The organism is Chryseobacterium arthrosphaerae (genome assembly GCF_001684965.1).
Classification (GTDB): domain Bacteria; phylum Bacteroidota; class Bacteroidia; order Flavobacteriales; family Weeksellaceae; genus Chryseobacterium; species Chryseobacterium arthrosphaerae.
The window spans coordinates 1-20,919 of the sequence record NZ_MAYG01000001.1; the positions used below are offsets into that span (position 1 = coordinate 1).

13 protein-coding genes and 1 rRNA gene are annotated in these 20,919 nt (G+C 38.9%); 12 read left to right on the forward strand and 2 right to left on the reverse strand.

Features of this window, described 5'->3' with window-relative positions:
- The 11 genes from rrf to BBI00_RS00050 all read left to right on the forward strand — a co-directional run.
- Positions 1–78: ribosomal RNA gene (rrf, locus tag BBI00_RS23770) — 5S ribosomal RNA — on the forward strand; the annotation flags it as partial.
- Between the two features lie 364 nt (positions 79–442).
- Positions 443–1,765 carry a sigma-54-dependent transcriptional regulator gene (locus BBI00_RS00005; RefSeq protein ID WP_065396843.1) on the forward strand — a complete coding sequence of 441 codons (1,323 nt, stop codon included), beginning with the start codon at positions 443–445 and terminating at the stop codon, positions 1,763–1,765.
- A 439-nt stretch (positions 1,766–2,204) separates the two neighbouring features.
- Entirely contained in the window at positions 2,205–3,899 is a 1,695-nt protein-coding gene (kdpA, locus tag BBI00_RS00010; RefSeq protein ID WP_065396844.1) for a potassium-transporting ATPase subunit KdpA, read from the forward strand.
- Positions 3,900–4,070: 171 nt separating this feature from the next.
- Positions 4,071–6,110, forward strand: a complete 2,040-nt coding sequence (gene kdpB, locus BBI00_RS00015; RefSeq protein WP_065396845.1) for a potassium-transporting ATPase subunit KdpB — start codon at positions 4,071–4,073, stop codon at positions 6,108–6,110.
- Positions 6,111–6,120: 10 nt separating this feature from the next.
- The gene (gene kdpC, locus BBI00_RS00020; RefSeq protein WP_065396846.1) at positions 6,121–6,678 is read left to right on the forward strand and encodes a potassium-transporting ATPase subunit KdpC; all 558 of its coding nucleotides are present in this window, start codon (positions 6,121–6,123) and stop codon (positions 6,676–6,678) included.
- Between the two features lie 70 nt (positions 6,679–6,748).
- Positions 6,749–7,834 (forward strand): porin, encoded by a 1,086-nt coding sequence (locus tag BBI00_RS00025; protein ID WP_065396847.1) that lies wholly within the window; start codon positions 6,749–6,751, stop codon positions 7,832–7,834.
- Positions 7,835–7,879: 45 nt separating this feature from the next.
- Complete coding sequence (locus BBI00_RS00030; RefSeq protein WP_065396848.1) at positions 7,880–8,989, forward strand: histidine kinase; 1,110 nt, start codon at positions 7,880–7,882, stop codon at positions 8,987–8,989.
- Between the two features lie 91 nt (positions 8,990–9,080).
- Positions 9,081–10,796 carry a HAMP domain-containing sensor histidine kinase gene (locus BBI00_RS00035; protein WP_065396849.1) on the forward strand — a complete coding sequence of 572 codons (1,716 nt, stop codon included), beginning with the start codon at positions 9,081–9,083 and terminating at the stop codon, positions 10,794–10,796.
- A gap of 142 nt (positions 10,797–10,938) precedes the next feature.
- Positions 10,939–11,454: an STM3941 family protein gene (locus tag BBI00_RS00040; RefSeq protein ID WP_065396850.1), complete on the forward strand. Its 516-nt coding sequence runs from the start codon at positions 10,939–10,941 to the stop codon at positions 11,452–11,454.
- 119 nt (positions 11,455–11,573) lie between these two features.
- The gene (locus BBI00_RS00045) at positions 11,574–12,287 is read left to right on the forward strand and encodes a hypothetical protein (protein ID WP_065396851.1); all 714 of its coding nucleotides are present in this window, start codon (positions 11,574–11,576) and stop codon (positions 12,285–12,287) included.
- Positions 12,288–12,300: 13 nt separating this feature from the next.
- Positions 12,301–12,708 (forward strand): hypothetical protein, encoded by a 408-nt coding sequence (locus BBI00_RS00050; protein WP_065396852.1) that lies wholly within the window; start codon positions 12,301–12,303, stop codon positions 12,706–12,708.
- Between the two features lie 50 nt (positions 12,709–12,758).
- On the opposite strand, the gene BBI00_RS00055 is transcribed toward BBI00_RS00050, so the two are convergent.
- Both BBI00_RS00055 and ligA read right to left on the reverse strand, forming a co-directional pair.
- Positions 12,759–15,050, reverse strand: coding sequence for a T9SS type A sorting domain-containing protein (locus BBI00_RS00055; protein ID WP_065396853.1), 2,292 nt, complete (start codon positions 15,048–15,050; stop codon positions 12,759–12,761).
- 197 nt (positions 15,051–15,247) lie between these two features.
- On the reverse strand, positions 15,248–17,254 hold the full coding sequence (gene ligA, locus BBI00_RS00060) for an NAD-dependent DNA ligase LigA (protein WP_065399556.1): 2,007 nt from the start codon (positions 17,252–17,254) through the stop codon (positions 15,248–15,250).
- A gap of 450 nt (positions 17,255–17,704) precedes the next feature.
- Here ligA and BBI00_RS00065 point away from each other — a divergent pair, with 450 nt between their 5' ends.
- Entirely contained in the window at positions 17,705–20,776 is a 3,072-nt protein-coding gene (locus tag BBI00_RS00065; RefSeq protein WP_065396854.1) for a TonB-dependent receptor, read from the forward strand.
- The last annotated feature ends 143 nt before the right edge of the window (positions 20,777–20,919 follow it).

Sequence of the window (20,919 nt, forward strand, 5' to 3'; positions counted from 1 at the left end):
TTCCCATTCCGAACACAGAAGTTAAGCCCACCAGCGCCGATGGTACTGCTAACGCGGGAGAGTAGGCCGCCGCCAGTTTTTATTTTATTTTTAAAAATCCTTTATCATAACGATAAAGGATTTTTTTGTTTTATATCCAAAGAAGTTCTCATCGGACTTCTTTATTTTTAATGCAGTTTATTCTTTTTGATGAGAACGGGCTAAAGCCCGTCCCTATTGAATACTTTATGGCTTAATACTCCTATTATTATCCCTTACTCTCTTTTATCCAAATCCCAATCCTGTTCTTGTTCTATTCCGGATTGCTCATTACTCATTACTTATTACTCATTATTAATCCATATCTGACGTTCAGTCGCACAACAAAAACTATTTCCCATTACAAACCTGTTTTACTCAAATAATTTCAATAAGTTTGTACTGGTTTTCTAAAATAATTATAATGTCAGGAAACATTCTGATCATCGATGATGAGATCAAGCTCCTTAAGTTACTGGGCATGATCCTTTCCCAGGAAAATTTTAATGTAAAAGAAGCTTCTACGGCACGTTCTGCAATGACAATGCTTGAGCAGTATGATTTTGATGTTGTTTTAAGCGATGTCCGTCTGCCTGATGCTTTTGGAGTAGATCTGGTAAAGTCGATCAAGACTAAATATCCTCATTTGGAAATCATTCTGATGACTGCATTTGGTAATATTACAGATGCTGTTCAGGCGATGAAGAATGGAGCTTACGATTATCTTGTAAAAGGTGATGATAATGAGAAAATTATTCCCCTGGTATATAAAGCTCTTGATAAAGTAAAAGATAACAGATCCAGGATCATTCAGCCTGCCAGTACTGCAAAAGGTTTTGAGCAGATCATCGGCAAATCTCCAGCCATTCTGCAAGCTAAAAAATTGGCTGAAAAAGTTGCTTTGACAGATGCTGCTGTACTTTTAACCGGAGAAACAGGTACGGGAAAAGAAGTTTTTGCCAATGCTATTCATGAAGGAAGTGACCGGAAGAAGAATAGTTTTGTGGCGATCAACTGTTCCGCATTCAGCAAGGAAATTCTGGAGAGCGAACTTTTTGGCCATAAACAGGGAGCTTTTACAGGAGCTCTGAAGGATAAGAAAGGTTTGATTGAAGAAGCCAATGGTGGCACACTGTTTCTGGATGAAATTGGGGAAATGCCTGTAGAACTGCAGGCCAAGCTGCTTCGTGTTTTGGAAACCAAAGAGTTTATCAAAATGGGAGAAACTAAAGTTTCAAAATCTGATTTCAGATTGGTGGCCGCAACCAACAGAGATCTGGAACAGGAAATAAAGCAGGGAAACTTCAGAGAAGACCTGTATTTTAGACTGAATGTTTTTGAAATCACACTTCCCGCCTTAAGAGAGCGCAAAGAAGACCTGAAAATGCTGGCCAAGAATTTTATTGATCTGTTTTCAGGCAAACTGCATTTAACCTCTGTTGAAGTAACGCCTGATTATTACAAAGCGCTTGAAAAAAATGACTGGAAGGGAAATATCCGTGAATTGAGAAATGCTGTAGAAAGAAGCTTAATTTTGATGGATCATAATACACTGGACGCAGAAAGCCTTCCTCATTATGCTGAAAGAGCCACGGAAAGCGATTCACTGAGCATCCGGTCGTTAGAAAAAATACATATCCAGAAAGTATTACAGTATACAAAAGGAAATAAGGCAGAAGCAGCCAGACTCCTTGAAATTGGTATTGCCACATTATACCGTAAGCTGGAAGAATACGGATTAAAATAAATCAATTTATCATTTTAATAAAGAGCCTATCATTTTGATAGGCTTTTGTGTTTTTATGAGGATTATTGATTGTATGTAACTGTTTGTTTAGTAGTTGATTAAGTGTTTTGTTTCCAGATTGGAATTCCTTTTGGCATATGGTATCTGAATAAAATATTTTAAAAATGACAATTTCAAGAAAAACGTTTAAAAAACGGGAGCATTCCACTTTTAGTCTGCTGATGGTATCGTATGTATTGTTGACTGTTTTAACCCTAATGATTAAGATATGATGCTCATAAGTTTAATTCTGCTGTTGGCAGTATTGTTTTGGCTTTTATATAAATCAGTTGAATTTTTTGATAGAATATAAATTATGTGGAGTTTATTTTTCCTTTCAATACTTGCCTTTGTGTATATCTGTTATGTTTTAATGAAACCTGAAAAATTTTAAACGGTTATGAATACAGAAATTTTAGGCATTATAGCAATGTTTGTCATCACATTAGTTATCGGGATATTTTTAGGTAAATACATAGCTAATGTATATGGATACAAAAAAACTTTTCTGGATCCTGTTTTTGAGCCGGTTGAAAAGTTGATTTATAGAGTAGCGGGAATAAATCCTGACCGCCAGATGAACTGGAAACAGAATATGTACGCCATGCTGACAATCAATCTGGTTTGGTTCATCATTGGATTTCTTCTTTTACTGAACCAATCCTGGCTTCCTTTAAATCCCGATGGAAACCCCAATATGTCACCCGATCTGGCTTTCAATACAACCATTTCATTTCTGGTCAACTGTAATTTGCAGCATTATTCAGGAGAAACGGGCGTTAGTTATCTGAGCCAGCTTTATCTGATGTTTTTACAGTTTGTAACCGCAGCAACAGGAATGGCTGCAATGGCTGTCCTTTTCAAAGCTTTTAAAGAAAAGACCAGTACAGAATTGGGAAACTTCTATGATTTTTTCACAAAATCTATGGTCAGAATTCTGATTCCAATCAGTGTGATTGTTGCTTTTATCCTTTCTATGAACGGAAGTCCGATGACTTTTGAAGGCAAAGACCATATTACAACACTGGAAGGTCAAAAAGTGGATGTTTCCAGAGGTCCTGTAGCAGCTTTTGTTGCGATAAAACATTTAGGAACCAACGGCGGTGGTTTTTTCGGGGCAAATTCAGCCCATCCTCTCGAGAATCCTAACTATATCACCAATATGACAGAGATGGTTACCCAAATGATCATTCCGTTTGCATTGGTATTTGCCTTAGGTTTTTACTTGAATAAAAGAAAACTTTCGTGGGTGATCTTTACCGTGATGACGGTCGGCTTTCTGGCGCTTGCCGTTCCGAATATTGTGAATGAAGCCGGCGGAAATCCTTTGATCACAAAAATGGGAGCAGACAGCAGTCTTGGCGCTATGGAAGGGAAGGAAATACGCTTCGGAAGTGCAGCATCAGGATACTGGAGCATTGTAACAACGGTTATTTCTACAGGTTCTGTAAACTCAATGCATGACAGCACAATGCCTCTTTCGGGAATGAATGAATTGCTGGCGATGATGATCAACTGCTTCTACGGAGGTTGCGGTGTCGGAATTCTGAATTATTTCATTTTTATTATTCTCGCCGTATTTATCAGTGGCCTGATGGTAGGAAGAACTCCGGAATTTATGGGTAAGAAGATTGAAGCCAAAGAAATGAAAATCGCTATGATTGTAGCTTTATTCCATCCTTTTTTAATTCTTGTAGGAACAGCCTTAACCGCTTATTTGCCGGAGTTCGGAGCAAAAACATTAAATAACCCGGGATTTCATGGCTTCAGTGAAATGCTGTATGAATTTACTTCTTCTTCGGCCAATAACGGATCCGGATTCGAAGGATTGGGAGATAATACCCCTTGGTGGAACATTTCTACAGGGATCGTATTATTACTGTCAAGATTTATTCCGATCATAGGTCCGGTAGCTATTGCAGGACTGCTGGCGCAGAAGAAATTTATTCCGGAAAGTTCAGGAACCCTGAAAACGGATACCGCAACTTTCGGGTTCATGACACTCGCAGTTATTTTACTGATTGCAGCGCTGTCTTTCTTCCCTGCACTTACACTGGGACCTATTGCAGAACAGATACAGTATTTCTCTAAATAATAATATAATTTACAGTCAATAATAAACCATTAAGGAGGCTGGATCAGGTAAGGAAACTAGTCTTAAACTTACTGAAACGTTCACTACAGAATATAATCCATTCCACTCCTTATCATTTCAGTCTGCCTTGATGGTTGATATTGGTTGCAATGATATAACTCTTTCAAAAAAATGAAAAATCAATCACAAACATTGTTTCAGAAAGATTTGGTAAACGAAGCGATTAAGCAGTCTTTCGTAAAGCTGAATCCGAAAATTATGTTTAAAAATCCAGTAATGTTCCTGGTAGAGATCGGAACCATTGTCATGTTTATCGTAAGCATGTTCAGTCTCACTGGTGATAAAACCCAGGGAAGTTTTTCCTATAACTTTTTAGTATTTATTATTTTATTTTTCACCGTCCTGTTTGCCAATTTTGCAGAAGCAATTGCAGAAGCCAGAGGAAAAGCGCAGGCTGATACTCTCAGAAAAACAAGAGAAGAAACTCCTGCTAAGCTTGTGGTGGACAACAAACCGGGATTTCAGGTAGAAACCGCACTGAAAATGTCTGCAGAAATGAAACTGGGAGATATTTTCCTTTGCGAAGCCGGAGATCAGATTCCTATGGATGGCGAGATCATTGAAGGTCTGGCAACCATTGATGAATCTGCAATTACCGGAGAAAGTGCTCCCGTGATCCGTGAAGCCGGAGGAGATAAAAGTTCTGTGACCGGCGGTACAAAAGTACTGTCAGACAGAATCAAGGTGAAAGTAACCACAAAGCCAGGAGAATCTTTTCTGGATAAAATGATCGCCCTTGTAGAAGGAGCATCAAGACAAAAAACACCAAACGAAATCGCATTAACCATATTGCTGGCAGGTTTTACACTGACCTTTATCATTGTTACCCTCACATTAAAGCCATTTGCAGACTATGCGCAGACACCGATTACGATTGCGGCATTTATTTCACTTTTCGTTTGTCTGATTCCGACAACGATCGGAGGTCTGCTTTCTGCAATTGGAATTGCGGGAATGGACAGAGCGTTAAGGGCAAATGTTATTACTAAAAGTGGGAAAGCCGTAGAAACTGCAGGAGATATTGATGTCCTGCTGCTGGATAAAACGGGAACAATTACGATAGGAAACCGTAAAGCGACACAGTTTCACCCTGCTGACGGAATTCAGCTTGAAGAGTTTATAAAAGCTTCTGCCCTAAGTTCTGTAGCAGATGAAACACCGGAAGGAAAATCAATCATAGAGCTTAGCCAGCTGAAATCAGAAAACCTTCTGGTACCGAATCCTGTTTATATAGATTTTACGGCAGAAACAAGAACCTCAGGAATCGATTTTGAAGAAACAAGAATCCGCAAGGGCGCTTATGATACTATAAAAAAACTGACTGAAAAATCGGGCAATACTTTCCCGCAGGAAACGCAGGATGCTGTTACCAGAATTTCGGAAAACGGCGGAACTCCTCTGGTGGTATCCGTTAATGAAAAAGTCTGGGGAGTGATTGAACTTCAGGATATCATTAAAACCGGTATCCAGGAACGTTTCCAAAGATTGAGAAAAATGGGGGTAAAAACGGTGATGGTAACCGGAGATAATCCTTTGACGGCAAAATTTATCGCAGAAAAAGCCGGAGTAGACGACTTTATTGCAGAAGCCAAACCGGAAGATAAGATGAACTACATCAAAAAAGAACAGCAGGAAGGCAAGCTGGTCGCCATGATGGGAGACGGAACGAATGATGCACCGGCACTTGCCCAGGCAGATGTAGGTGTTGCAATGAACAGCGGAACACAGGCAGCCAAGGAAGCAGGCAATATGGTAGACCTTGATAATGACCCTACCAAACTGATTGAAATTGTGGAAATCGGGAAACAGCTGCTGATGACAAGAGGAACGTTGACAACTTTCAGTATTGCAAATGATGTTGCGAAGTATTTTGCGATTATTCCGGCACTGTTTATAACATTTATTCCATCTCTTCAGAAATTGAATATCATGAACCTTCACAGCCCGGAAACAGCTATACTGTCAGCTGTGATCTTTAATGCAGTGATCATTCCGTTCCTGATTCCGCTGGCCTTAAAAGGAGTCGCTTACAAACCGATCGGAGCCAGTGCATTATTGAGAAGAAATCTTTTAATCTATGGTTTGGGAGGAGTTATTGTACCTTTCATCGGAATTAAGATCATTGATCTGGTAATCAGTTTATTTTATTAAAATTTTAAAAATGAAAAATCATATTGTTTCAGCATTCAGATTAACCCTTGTAATGCTGGTGGTTACAGGTATTTATCTTGGTGTTGTATACGGAGGTTCTAAAATACTTCCCGACAGAGGAAACGGAGAAATTGTTTACAATAAAGGGCAGAAGCTGTACGCCAATATCGGACAGGAATTTAAATCTGAAAAATACTTCCACGGACGCCCTTCTTCCGTTAATTATAATGCAGCGGGAAGTGGAGGAAGCAACAAAGGCCCGAGTAATGAAGAATATCTGGAAACCGTACAGAAAAGAATTGATACGTTGAAAATGAAAAACCCTGAAATGGGAAATGCAAAAGTTCCTGTAGAGCTTGTGACAGCAAGCGGGAGCGGGTTGGATCCGGATATTTCTGAAGAAGGAGCTTTATACCAGGCAAAAAGAATTGCAAAAGTGAGAAACCTTTCTGAAGAACAGATCAGAAATTTAATCAATAACCAAACGGAAAAGCCGTTTCTGGGAATTCTCGGACCATCAAAAGTAAATGTTTTAAAGCTTAATATTGCTTTAGATCAGCTAAAGTAATTAACTAATTAACCAACTAACTAACCATGTCAAGATTTAATCCTGACGTGGTTAACATCCCCTAAACAACGTGAAAAAATATCTAGTTATAAGTGCAGTATTGGGACTGTTTTTTGCCAAAGCCCAATCATCAGATTCATTAAAAACAGGAAATAAAGTGACATTTTCTGCCTATGCGGAACTTTTCTATACCTATGACTTTAATGAACCATCCGATCACCTCCGTCAGAATTTTTTATACTCATACAACAGGCATAATGAGTTGAACCTCAATCTGGGACTGGTGAAAGCAAATTATCAAAGTGATAACCTCCGGGCCAATGTTGCCCTGATGGCCGGAACCTATGCCCAGGATAATATGGCAGCTGAACAAAATGCTTTACGCTATGTGAATGAAGCCAATATAGGGATCAGAATCTCAAAAAATAAAAACCTGTGGATTGATGCGGGGATTATGCCTTCCCATATAGGCTGGGAGAGTGCCATAGGAAAAGATAATATTAACCTGACAAGAAGTTTTGCAGCAGAAAATTCGCCTTATTTTGAAACAGGAGCCAAAATTTCTTACACTTCAGATAACGGAAAATGGTTTTTGAGCGGATTGTTACTGAACGGCTGGCAGCGTATTGCCAAACCGGAAGGAAATCAGAGCATCTCATTCGGGCATCAGGTAACATATAAACCGAATGACAAGATAACGCTCAACAGCAGTTCTTTTATCGGGAATGATAAAGCAAAAGCCGATAAAAGAATGCGGTATTTCCATGATTTGTACGGAAGTTTTCAGCTGACAGAGCGGTTCTTGGCATTATTGGGATTTGATATCGGGGCAGAACAGGAATCAAAGGGAAGCAGCCGGTACAATATCTGGTACAGCCCGAATGTTCAGATGAAATATCAGCTTGATAATAAATGGGCACTGGCAGGACGACTTGAATATTATAACGATAAGAACGGAGTTATTATCAATACAGAAACACCCAACGGATTTCAGACCTTTGGATATTCTTTGAATGTGGACTATGCGGTATTCAAAAATGTGGTTTTCCGTACAGAGGCAAGAGGTTTTACTTCCAAAGATGCCATTTTTGCGAAAAATGATGATTTCAGAAAAGGAAATTTCTTTGTGACAACAAGCTTAGCGGTGTGGTTTTAACCTCAAGTAAATGTGTTTAAAATAAAACTAAAAAGAATCAAATCAATGTCATCAGCAAAAGATTTTTTAGAACTGATCCAGAAATCCCGTAAAGGAAAATTCAAGATCTATATCGGGATGAGTGCGGGCGTAGGAAAGACCTTCCGGATGCTTCAGGAGGCGCATTCCCTTTTACGCAACGGCATTGATGTAAAGATCGGATATATCGAAACCCATGGCCGGGAAGAAACCCTGGCTCTTGTAGAAGGAATTCCTGAAATTGGCCGCAAATCGGTTTTTTATAAAGGGAAGAATCTGGAGGAAATGGATCTTCAGGCCATTATCAACGAACATCCGGAAGTGGTGCTGGTAGATGAGCTGGCCCATACGAATGTAGAAGGATCCAAAAATAAAAAAAGATGGCAGGATGTACTGGAAATTCTGGAGAACGGGATCAACGTGATCAGTGCCATGAATATCCAGCACATTGAAAGCCTGAACGAAGAGGTAAAAAAAATTACCGGAATAGAAGTCGCAGAAAGAGTTCCTGATAAAATTCTGGCACTGGCAGATGAAGTGGTAAATATTGACCTGACAGCCGATGAACTGCTGACCCGTCTGAAAGAGGGTAAAATCTATAAAAAAGAAAAAATCCAGACGGCACTCAGCAATTTTTTCCAAAGCGGACATATTCTGCAGCTTCGTGAGCTGGCTTTAAAGGAAGTCGCCACCCACGTGGAAAGAAAAGTGGAAACTGAAATTAAAACCGGGAATTTTAAACCTATAAAATTCCTGGCCTGCATCAGCAGTAATGAGAAGATTGCCAAAACAATCATCCGGAAAACAGCCAGATTAGCCAGCTATTACAACAGTCCGTGGACGGTTCTCTATATTCAGAAACCCTCCGAGAATCCTGAAAAAATAGCATTGGATAAACAGCGATATTTGATTAATAATTTTAATTTAGCACAGGAATTGGGGGCAAAAGTGGTCCGGATCAAAGAAAATAGTGTCCATAACGGAATTCTTGAGTATGTGATTGCCCATAATATCACAACGGTCTGCATCGGGAAACCTCATGCGAAGTTCTGGCAGCGCCTGCTGGGATACAGCTGGATCTACACCCTGATGAACAGACTGAATGAAAGACAGATAGATATTATTATTTTATCCTAAAAGTAATGAAATCGTAATGATTTGGAAACACAAACCCCGATAAAGATGACGCGATTGCATAGGTCTTTTAAAAAGCAATAAGTATCTTCATATGAAACTTAAAACGAAACTTACCCTGGGTGTAGGCCTGTTATTTCTACTGATTGTTCTGCTTTCAGTGATAGGTTCTGTATACATCAATAAATTAAAATCTGATACTGAAAAGATCCTCACGGCCAATTACAATAGCCTGGAATTTTCCAAAAATATGCTTCTGGCTCTTGATAATATCAGTACAGACAGTACAGTAGCCATTGCTGATTTCCAGAAAAATAACAAACTTCAGGAAAAGAACCTCACAGAATTCGGAGAGAAAGAGGCCACCCAGAACCTGAATCTGCACTTCAACAGCTACCTGAAAGAACCGGGTCCCCATAAAGAAAAACTGATCCGGGAAGATCTGGCCAAAATTATGTCCTTGAATATGAAGGGAATAGAACGTAAAAGCGATATTGCCATCATTACGGCAGAAAATGCCACGTTCTGGATTGTGAGTTTAGGAACTGTATGCTTTCTGATCGCTTTTGTACTGCTTTTCAATCTCCCTCAGACGATTGCGGAGCCTATCAGCCAGCTGACCTTCAGTATCAGGCAGATTGCAGATAAAAATTACAACGAAAGGGTTCATTTTAAAGGAAGTGAAGAATTCAATGGTCTTGCAGAATCATTCAATACAATGGCAGAGAAACTGCAGGAATATGAAAGCAGTACACTTTCAAAACAGCTGATGGATAAAAAACGGATTGAAACCCTGGTCAACAATATGCATGATGCTGTTATTGGTCTTGACGAAAACCATTTTATCTACATGATCAATGATGAAGCACTGAAGATCACGAACCTTCGTAAAGAAGAGATTATAGGTAAAACAGCCCATGAAGTGGCGGTGAATAACGATTTGATGCGTGAGCTGCTGAAAAATATTGATCATCCGGTAAAGGATCCTATTAAGATTGTCCGTGATAATAAGGAAAATTATTTTGAACAGGATATTGTTCCTATTAATATCGTAAAAACAGGCGAGAAGGAGAAGAAAAATATCGGTAAAGTTATTCTTCTGCGTAATATCACTCCGTTTAAAGAACTGGATTTTGCGAAAACCAATTTCATCGCTACCATTTCCCATGAATTGAAAACACCGATTTCTGCCATAAAAATGGGAGTACAGTTACTTGGCAATCAAAAATTCGGGGATCTGAATGAACAGCAGCAGGAATTGCTGAAAAGCATCAACGAAGACGGGCAGCGATTACTGGATATCACCGGAGAACTGCTTAATCTCTCTCAGGTTGAATCCGGAAATATCCGGCTGACCATTGAAAAATGTGCTCCGAAAGAAATTGTACAGACGGCCGTGAAAAATGTTGAAAAGCTTGCCGAGCAGAAAAATATCTCCATCATTACAGAATTCCTTTTGGAGGACAATGACCTTGTAATGGCTGATTTTGACAAAACGGTCTGGGTCATGAATAATTTCCTTACGAATGCCGTGAAACACTCTTTTCAGGATGAAAGTATCCGGATTCTGGTAGAAAAAAAAGAGACCTTTATTCAGTTCAGTATTACGGATACCGGAAGTGGAATTGATGAAAAGTACCATCGCCAGATCTTTGACCGCTACTTTCAGGTTCCGGGAGAGCATCAGAACGGTACGGGGCTTGGCCTGGCTATTTCGAAAAATTTCATTGAGAAACAGAACGGTGAAATTGGAGTAAAGAGTTCCCTGAATCATGGCAGTACTTTTTATTTCAGATTACCGGTGTCATAAAATTGTTAGATTTATCTCAACCTTACAGGTTTTTAAAAACCTGTAAGGTTTATTTATAGAAGACAGAAATACTTTTATCAGATTTTTCATCCTTCAGCTTTTTAAGTTTTATATATTTGAATTCAATAATAAAATAATGATCATGAAGGAGATTCATTTCTATTCCAGTAAAATCAAAAGTCTGATCATGCTTATGGTCTCTGGTATTTTTACCTTTGGACTTTATCATATTGGTTGTAAGAATGAGAAATTTTTTCTGATGGTGATATTAGGTCTCGCCTTTGCACTTTTTTTATTTGGAATTGTGTATTCTTTACTGTTGTTGTTCCGCACAAAACCTTTATTAACCGTTACTGATCAGCAGATTATCGTTTATAATGTATTGAGAAAACCAACGACGGTCAACTTTGAGGATGTTCTTCTTTTTTGTACATCGGATATGAAGCATCACGGCATTAAAACAGCTGCATTTATTCATGTTGTATTAAAACATCCAAAGAAAAATTCCAATCTGTTGAATCGTATTTCTCCCAGGCTGTTCCGGAATTCTGAGAGCCGTGAATTCAGCTTTCAGATCGATATGATCAATGTAAAAACCAAGGTTTTGCTGGAACTATTGCAAAGTAAAATAAGGCCTTATAGTTTGATAAATAAGTAATAACGTCATTAATTAACAGAATCACACAATTAAAAGAAGGCGGTTATAACTGGTAAATGATGTAAATTCGTCTTTATATTTGTTATAAAAATGAAAAGATCATTGTTTTCAAATCATAGATGAATACATTAGAACGATCCATTGAACAGCTTTATGAGATTTTCTCAGGCTATCCGCTTGTCCCCAGGATGAACGGATGCCCGTGCTGTGTTTCGGGAACAGATAAGGAAAAACTTCATATCAGGCCGTTGCGGGATTTGGAAGAGAATGATCTTTTAAGGTATGTATTTAAAGCTTTGACAACCTGGGGAAGTATTGAAGATTTTAAACATTTCCTACCTAGGCTATTTGAAATACTTGCAAAAGGAGGTTTCATTGCTTATTTAGATACGATATTAGGTAAATTAGAGTACGGAAAATTTGTGATGTGGCCGGAAAATGAAAAAGCTGCAGTTAAAACCTTTCTTTGGCAATGGTGGCAGAATCGTTTGGCAACCCAATCTTATTTTGATCATGAAGCCTTTTGCGGTATCTATAAAATAACCGGAGCGCTTGACAGAATATTGGAGTGTTGGGAAACTGATTTTCAGACAAACGGTTTTAGAGTCTTTGTTGATTATATTAATCATTATTACCTTGATATGATTTACGATGGTAAAAATTTCAGGGACTTTAAAAGAGATGATATAAAAAGAATCAATTCATGGATTGCGAAAAATAAAGATAATCTGGAAAAAGGTTTTTTCTATTTTGAAAATAGAGAGACAGAATTTGCAGAGATAATTTCCAATGCATTGTTTACTGTAGAAAAGAACTATAAAAACCTGAAATAAATACTGTAACCAAATGGAAATTTTTATTATTTATACCGTTTCGGTTTTTGGGCTGGCCAATCTGTATTATTTTCAGTTTGCCATGAAAGAGAAAGAGACCTGGAAAAAAACGATGTTAAGGCTAATGGCAGGCTTTTCAGTTCTGATTTTTATGGCTGCGGTTGTTCTATGTATGGCAGATGTAAGAGGGAAGATCGAAGATGCCGGAACATTTTTTATTTTTTTACTTATCGGCAATATCATGATGTCGGTGTACCTGCTTTTACTTTTACTCCTCAACAATGTGGTCAATAATATGATCGTGTTTGTTAAAAGCTATGGAACCTATACATTTATATTTTCCTTACTCACTTTTTTCGGATTGCCTCTGATCACTTTTATTTTGTATGGAGCTGCAGGCCTTCTTTTTGGTTTGGAATAAAAAAAAGACTGCATAACGTTATGCAGCCTTTTTATAAATGGTCTGAAAGATTATTCTTTAATGAATTTCTGTACAGAGACTTTATCTTTTAAAAATAATTTAATCCAATAATTTCCTTTGGACAGACTGGAAACATCTACCGTATTGTTTTTCGTTCCCATAGAATTTATAATTCTTCCGGCTGTATCATAAATTTCAGCTTTGATTACTTCATCAGAAGATTTGATATACAGGATATCTTTTACCGGATTAGGATGAATACCTATTGTATTCTTATCATTTTTGATTTCAGAAGTTGCCAATGTACCTGCCACTGAGGTCGTATAAGTATTGGTAATAATCGGAGCATTGTAATCAAAATAGATTCTGGCCGTATTGCTGAAACTGTCGCCGGTATTCAGAGTAGATTTTGTCTTAATCTTAAATGAAAGATAACCGTCATTATGGGCGTCATCAAAAGGTAACTGAATATTTTCGAAAATGAATTCTAAAATATTAGGATCGATTACCCTTGTCACAAAGTTATGGCTTCCATGCAGCGGAACTAAACTTGAAATATCAAATTTCGAGGTATCAATTGCATCCTTTACTACGATATTTCTGGCATTGGCCGTTCCCGTATTTTCAAACCGGATCAGGTAGTGAACATAGTCTCCAACCTGGGTTTGGGTAATAGAAGTGCCTTCCAGACACGTCTTGTCATTCGGATCAAAAGAGTTTACAACCGTTTGATTTAATGTAAAATTATTATCAGCAGGTGTTTCATCAGTCGCTCCATTAATCTGTGCGGTATAGTGTAAAATATCACCACCCTGTAACGGAGGAATCTGAGTAGGGCTATTTAATGTAAGTGTTACCGTGATTTCTCTGGTTTCAAAAGGATGAAGATTGGTGAAGTTCCAGCTCAATGTTCCGGTAGACTGAGAGGCAGGCGTAAGGGTAGAACTCAGATAATCAACCAGACTGTCATTATAATTAAACAGCAGGGTGCCGGATTGTATGGTATTTCCTTTGTTTTTACAGATGATTTTATATTTTGATTCAAAACCAGGTGAAGCTGCCGTTACAGGTACAATCACCGTTTCCAGGTCCGGGTGTACACCGTTAGGAGTTATACAGAAGTTTTGATTGAACGGGCTAACCTGTTGAGGGAAATTGACAGTGACATTGGCCGGAGAAATATTAAAGTATGCCGGGTTTTCAAGAACCGGAGTTACCGTATGCGAACCTGCCTGCACCGGTACAGAATAATTTCCCGAAGTATCGGCAATCATGCTTCCTGTAGTTCCGGCTCCGCTTATGGTAAATTTCTGGAAAGCCTTGTTGGGATCATTCGGATCACAACCGTTATTGTTGCTGTCTGTTTTTGTATTTCCCCGGATTGTATAGAATATTCCGCCAGGAGTGAATGAGCAGTATGAATTGACTGTTGTGGTGGGTAATAATGAATTCATATTGGCAATCTCAAAGTCATCCGCACAGATATACTTAAGATTGGGCGTACCTGAAAAAGACGAAGAAATTGCCTGGATAAAATTATTGATACCGTTTTTAATCAGTAAAGACTGAAGATTGGGATTCACATCACATGCAAAAATCTTAAGTTTTTCATTCTGTGAGAGATCAATGGTTGTAAATTTATTATAAGTACAGTCCAATGTTTCAAGCTTTTGAAAAGCACTGAAATTAAGCGATGTAAAAGAATTTCCGGCGATAATTAGAAAATTCAGATTGGGCGTCTGGTTTAAAGGAAGTGTTTGAAGTTTGTTTACAGTTAAGTTTAAGTCGACAAGATTGGTATTGTTATTTAAATAAATATTTTGAAGCTGGCATTGGGTCATATTTACTTTATATAAATTGGTCAGCCCGGATAAGTCGATGGAGGGCATGCTGCAAAAGAAGACCTCCAGATCATATAGCTGGCTGCAGCCCTGAACATTTACAGATGAGAGCACATAACATCTGCTGAGGCCCAGCCTGTACAATGCCGTACTGTTACTCAGGTCAACACTCTGTAACAACGGAAAAAGGTCTATATAAAGATCAGTCAGATTGGTAAAGCTTTTTATCCCTTCTATTGAAACAATGTTACTGGAAATGGAAGTATAATTCTGCAGAGTAAAAGTATCGAAGTTCAATTTGCTGATATTGGCAGCTTCAGATAACTGGATTTCCCCGTCATGATTCTTATCGATAGAGGTACTATTGCCCATAAGATCCTTGGCCATATAAGGGATATTGGAAGTCAGCAGTTTTTTGAAATTGGCATCAGGAATATTGACGGTCTGAGCCTGAAATACCGCCAAAATCATCATGGAGATGATTAAGTAGATTTTTTTCATGGATTTAGTTGGTTTGTTTTTAGTTTTTAATTATTTGATTGCAAATAGGAAGCAAATGTAAACTTTTAAGCATATAGTCAGTTGATTTTTTTTAAAATATTTTTTGATGGCTGTTAAGGCTTTATAAAAGGTTGAAAAACAAAAAAGCTGTGAAATTCTTCACAGCCTAATAGTATGGTAACCAGGTTGTCAGCCTGTTATTGCTTTTCAATCAGATCCAGGAACTGCTGTTCATCAAGAATACCGATAGTTCCTATATCCTGGGCTTTTTTCAGTTTACTTCCCGCTTTTTCACCTACCACAAGATAGTTGAGGTTTTTCGATACGGCAGAAATATTTTTTCCTCCATGTTTTTCTACCATTTCTTCAGCGGCTTCTCTGGTAAATAATGACAGTTTCCCGGTGAAAAGGAATGTTTTTCCTTCCAGAATATTAGAGAGAACTTCATTGGTACTTTCTCCTTTTTCAAGCTGTACGCCGTAAGATTTCAGGCGTTCGATCATCAGTATGTTTTCAGAATTGTTGAAAAACTCTGCAATGCTGATGGCGATCTTTGTTCCGATGTCCTCTACCTGGCAAAGCTCTTCAACAGTAGCATTTTTCAGCTCCTCAATCGTAGGAAAGTTTTTAACCAGTTTCTTTGCTACGGTTTCCCCCACATGCTTGATCCCGATTCCGTATAATACCTTTTCAAACGGGATTTCTTTTGACTTTTCAATTCCTGTGATGATATTCTGTGCCGATTTTTCAGCCATTCTCTCCAGAGGAAGCAGCTGCTCTTTCGTTAAAACATACAAATCTGCAGGATTTTCAATCAATTTCTCCCTGTAAAGCTGTTCAATAGTTTCACCACCCAGGTTTTCAATATTCAGAGCTTTTCTGGAAACATAGTGAATCATTCTTCCTACCACCTGAGGCGGGCAGTGAAGTTCGTTCGGACAGAAGTGGATGGCCTGGTCTTCAATTTTTACCAGTTCCGTTCCGCATTCAGGGCAATTTCTGATGTATTCTATTGCTTTGCTTTCTTCAGTTCTTTTATCCGTATTCACCCCTACGATCTTCGGGATGATCTCACCACCTTTTTCTACATATACAAAATCATGCTCATGCAGATCCAGCTTTTTGATGATATCTTCATTGTGAAGAGAGGCTCTTTTTACGATCGTTCCGGCCAGCAAAACAGGCTTTAGGTTGGCAACAGGAGTAATGGCCCCGGTTCTTCCTACCTGATAAGAAACACTTTGAAGCTCGGTTTCCACCTTTTCTGCTTTAAATTTGTAAGCCATTGCCCAACGTGGGGATTTTGCGGTATATCCAAGCTGTCTTTGCTGCTGTAAAGAATTCACTTTTAAGACGATTCCGTCAATTTCAAAAGGAAGATTGTGGCGTTCGGTATCCCAGAATGTGATAAATTCCTTTACTTCATCCAGAGTTCTGCACAGTTTAGCCTGCTGGGAGGTTTTAAAGCCCCAGTTCTGTGCTTTCTGAAGCAGTTCCCAGTGGGTTTCTGCCGGAACCTCATCTGAAATGAACTGGTACAATACAGAAGATAGGCCCCGTTTTCTTACCTCACCGCTGTCCTGCATCTTCAGACTTCCGCTAGCCGTATTCCTTGGATTCATGAAGGGATCAAGGCCTTCTTCCTCACGAAGTTTATTGATTTTGTCAAAATTCTTTCTGGTCAGGTAAATTTCTCCACGCATAAAAAACTGTGATGGAAAATCACCTTTCAACGTCAAAGGAATATCTGAAATCGTACGGACATTCGGAGTGATTTCATCCCCCTGAAAACCGTCTCCACGGGTTACGGCCTGTGTCAGCTTCCCGTTTTCATAAAGAATGGAAATGGAAGCACCGTCATACTTCAGTTCGGCAACAAATTCTACCGGATCCGCAATCGTTTTGATAATTCTTTTTTCCCAGTCTTCCAGATCGTCAAAATCATAGGAATTATCCAGTGAATACATTCTGAACTTATGCTGGATCGTAGGGAAAACCTTGGTAATACCGCCTCCTACACGTACCGTAGGTGAATTCTCGTCATAGAATTCGGGGTGCTTGGCTTCCAGATCCTGGAGTTCCTGAAGGAGCATATCAAACTCATAATCAGTCACGGTAGGAGTATCCAGAAGGTAGTAATTTTCGTTATGCTGGTGGAGCTCTTTGCGGAGCTGTTCTATCTTTTGTTGAATATTTTCAGACATGGGTTGTATATCTTTTGGGCAAAAATAATTAAAGTAATGTGAATTCGGATAAAAACTTCCGGTTTTTGGACAGGTTTGAAGCCGGGAAATGATAGCAGGAAGTTGTGACGCCCTTAAAGAATAATCATTCCCTGTATTTTCATCGTTTTTAAGATTCCTTACATTAACCATGAATAATGCTCCAACTTCTCTAGTCTGGCTTTCAGTCTGTTACTCTTGATTTTTTTAACCAAGCCCAGCTTAATTCCATCATTTAAAAAATAACAGAATGAAATAGCACAGGAAAATTAAAAATATGTAATACACCTCAACAAGCTGATTGTGTACGGAATAAAGTGAATGTTCAGATTAATTTAACATAATGTTCTGATTTAATTAAAAAAATGTTAAAAGTCTCTTAAATAGAAGGCCTTTAAAGTCAAAATACCTTTGCACATCTAATTTGAAGAAATGAGAAAAGTAAAGATTGTACTGGGATTATTGTTTTTAGGGCTTGGATCTATGGCTTATGCACAGACCACACAGGCTTCTATCATAGGGAAAGTAACCGGGCCGGGAAGTACCGCTCAGGAAAAAGTGAAGGTAACCATTGTAAACGAATCTACAGGATTCAGAACAGAGACGGAAACCAACTCCAAAGGAGAATATATTTTTAAAGAAATTCCTCTTGGCGGGCCTTATACGGTCATTGTAAATGACGATAAAAAGGAAGGGTACAATATCAGCTTTGGGGATCAGATTACGGTAAATATGGATCTGGGCGGTGAGAAGAATATTGAAGAGGTAAAAATTACCGGAAACCTGAAAAACAAGATCGGAAACCTTGGTGCAGCTACGGCCATTACTGCTAAAAACATCAGCATATTACCAGTAAACGGACGAAATTTTACCAGTCTTACAGAACTGTCCCCTTTAAGCGGAAAAGGCGGAAGTTTATCCGGACAGCTCGGTTCATCCACCAACTTTACCATTGACGGTATGACGGCTAAAAATCCAACTTCTGCAGGATCTACAACCAGTAGAAGTGGCGCTCCTTTCTCCATCTCGATTGAAGCGGTACGTGAATTCAAGATTACCACCAACCAATATGATGTTACCCTGGGAAGAAGTGGTGGCGGAACCGTAAGTGCCGTTACTAAATCAGGAACCAATAAATTCTCGGGAAGTGCCTGGGAATACTTACGGACAAACTGGCTTTCCAGCCCGTACGATATCAGAGGAAACAAAAGACAGAATGATTTCTCTACTTCTCAGTTCGGATTTTCATTAGGAGGACCTATCATTAAAAATAAATTACACTTCTTCGTAGCATGGGATCACCAGCTGGATTCAAGACCTTTGTTTATTGCTGATATCAGATCTCCGGAAGATGAGAAAAGACTGAATACCACCACACAGACCCTTAATCAGTTTCTGGATATTGCAAGATCAAAATATGGGGTAGGGAACAGCCCGCAGTTCGGGAGCTTTGATAAGGTAAGAAATTCAGATGCAGCCTTTTTGCGTTTAGACTGGCAGATCAATGAGAAGCATTTGCTGACCCTGAGAAATAACTTCACCTACGATCTTAATAAAAACGGATTGGGAGATAATACCAATATCACTTTCTTTGAATCCTATGGAAATGATAAAAACCTTGACAACAGCTTATTGCTGACCCTGAGATCCAACCTGAAATCTAACCTGACCAATGAGCTGAAAGCACAGTACCTGTATACTTTCCAGAACAGTTATCAGAATGATGAGCTGGGTAAGCCGGTACCAAGAGCTATTGTTGAAAATGTGACATCTCCGGGAGTGGGTTCTACCAATATCCAGATCGGAGGTCACCGTTTTGCACAGGAAAGCTTTAGGAATAATGTATTCCAGGTTGTAGATAATTTGTACTACAATACAGATAAGGTAAAATATACCTTCGGAGCAGATCTGATGTATACTACTTCAAAATCTATATACGGAAGTGAGGTAAACGGAAGGTTCCATTTTCAGGGAATGGGGAATTTTGAAACCATGACGCCTTCACGGTTTTACAGGGAAGTTCCTTTGATGGAAGATCCGTCCGTAAGGTCGAATATCTGGAATATCGGTTTTTATGGGCAGTTTCAGACCAAAATTGCCAAAGGTCTTGATTTAATGGCCGGATTAAGATTCGACTACGGCGGATATCCTAAAGCAGAATTCAATCAGAAGCTATATGATGAGATGGGCATCCGAACAGATAATAAAATAAAATCATTTGTGATCCAGCCCAGGTTTCAGTTTGACTGGAATATCAATGAGCAGGGTAAGGATTTCTTAAAATTCGGAGCCGGAATATTCTCGTCTGATATTAATAACTATATGATCATCAATAACCTGGTATTTGACGGGAAACATCTGGCAACGGTAGATGTAACTTCTCAAGCGGTTCCGTTCCCGGATTTCAACAGTTACAGGAATGATTACAATACGGTTCCTACACTTTCCCAATATCAGATTCCTACTATCAATTACACAGGAAAAGATGCTAAAATCCCAATCGTGTATAAAGCCAATATCTCATATACCCATTTCTTCAATGAAAGATTCAGAGCAGGAATTGCAGGATATATGGCATTGGGAAGAAACAACTATTATTACTATGACAGGAATATGGTAGCCAATCCTTTCTTTACATTAGACAATGAAGGAGGCAGAGGAGTGTTTGTTCCGGCAGAATCTTTGAATGAGGGTAGGATAGACTGGAAAGCAGGAAGAATCAACAACAAATTCGGAAGAGTGCTGGAGCTTGTAAGTGATGGTAAAGTAAATCAGTTCTCATTCGTGATTGACACCAGCTACCGTTACTGGAAAGACGGGGAGATCACAGCCAGCTATACCTGGTCTGATATCAAAGACAATACTTCTTATAACGGAAATGTTGCCAATTCTGCAACATTGTCTACGATGATCCAGAGTGATCCGAGAGATCTGAGGATGACGTACTCTGATAACCAATTCAGGAATAAAGTGGTGATCTATGGGAATTCTCCTACCATCGCAGGATTTACACTGGGAATAAGGTATTCAGGAATAGGAGGAACCCGCTTCTCCGTAACAGCAGGAGGAAATGTGAACGGAGACTTTGTAGATAATAATGACCTGGCTTATATCTTCCCGAATATTGCCCAGACAATTCTGGATGACCCGCAGGTAGGAGAAGCTCTGAAAAACTATATCAGCGATTACAACGGTAAAATTGCAGAACGTAACGGCGGTAAAAACGGGTTCTATGGAGTATGGGATCTGAGGGTGGCAAAGAAAATAAAATTTGATAAAATAGGCGCCTTTGAATTGTCTGTAGATATTTTCAACGTTGCCAACCTTCTGAACAAAGAATGGGGCGTGAATAAATCATACGGAAATACATCGCTGTACAGGATGAATAAATTCAATCCCGTTACCAGACAGTTTGAATATACGAAAAACATCAGCGGAAGCGGACTGGCACCTTTAACAGGGAATCCGTACCAGATCCAGATCGGAGCAAAATACAGCTTCTGATAGCGGGTTTTTTAAACCACAAAGAATGGGAAAGAAGTGCGAATTTCTAAGTTAATCTTAACCTTAGCTTTAATCTGAAATCTTTACGTCTTTGTGGTTTACATTTTTTAATACTTATCTTTATCAAAAAGTTTCAGGACTTT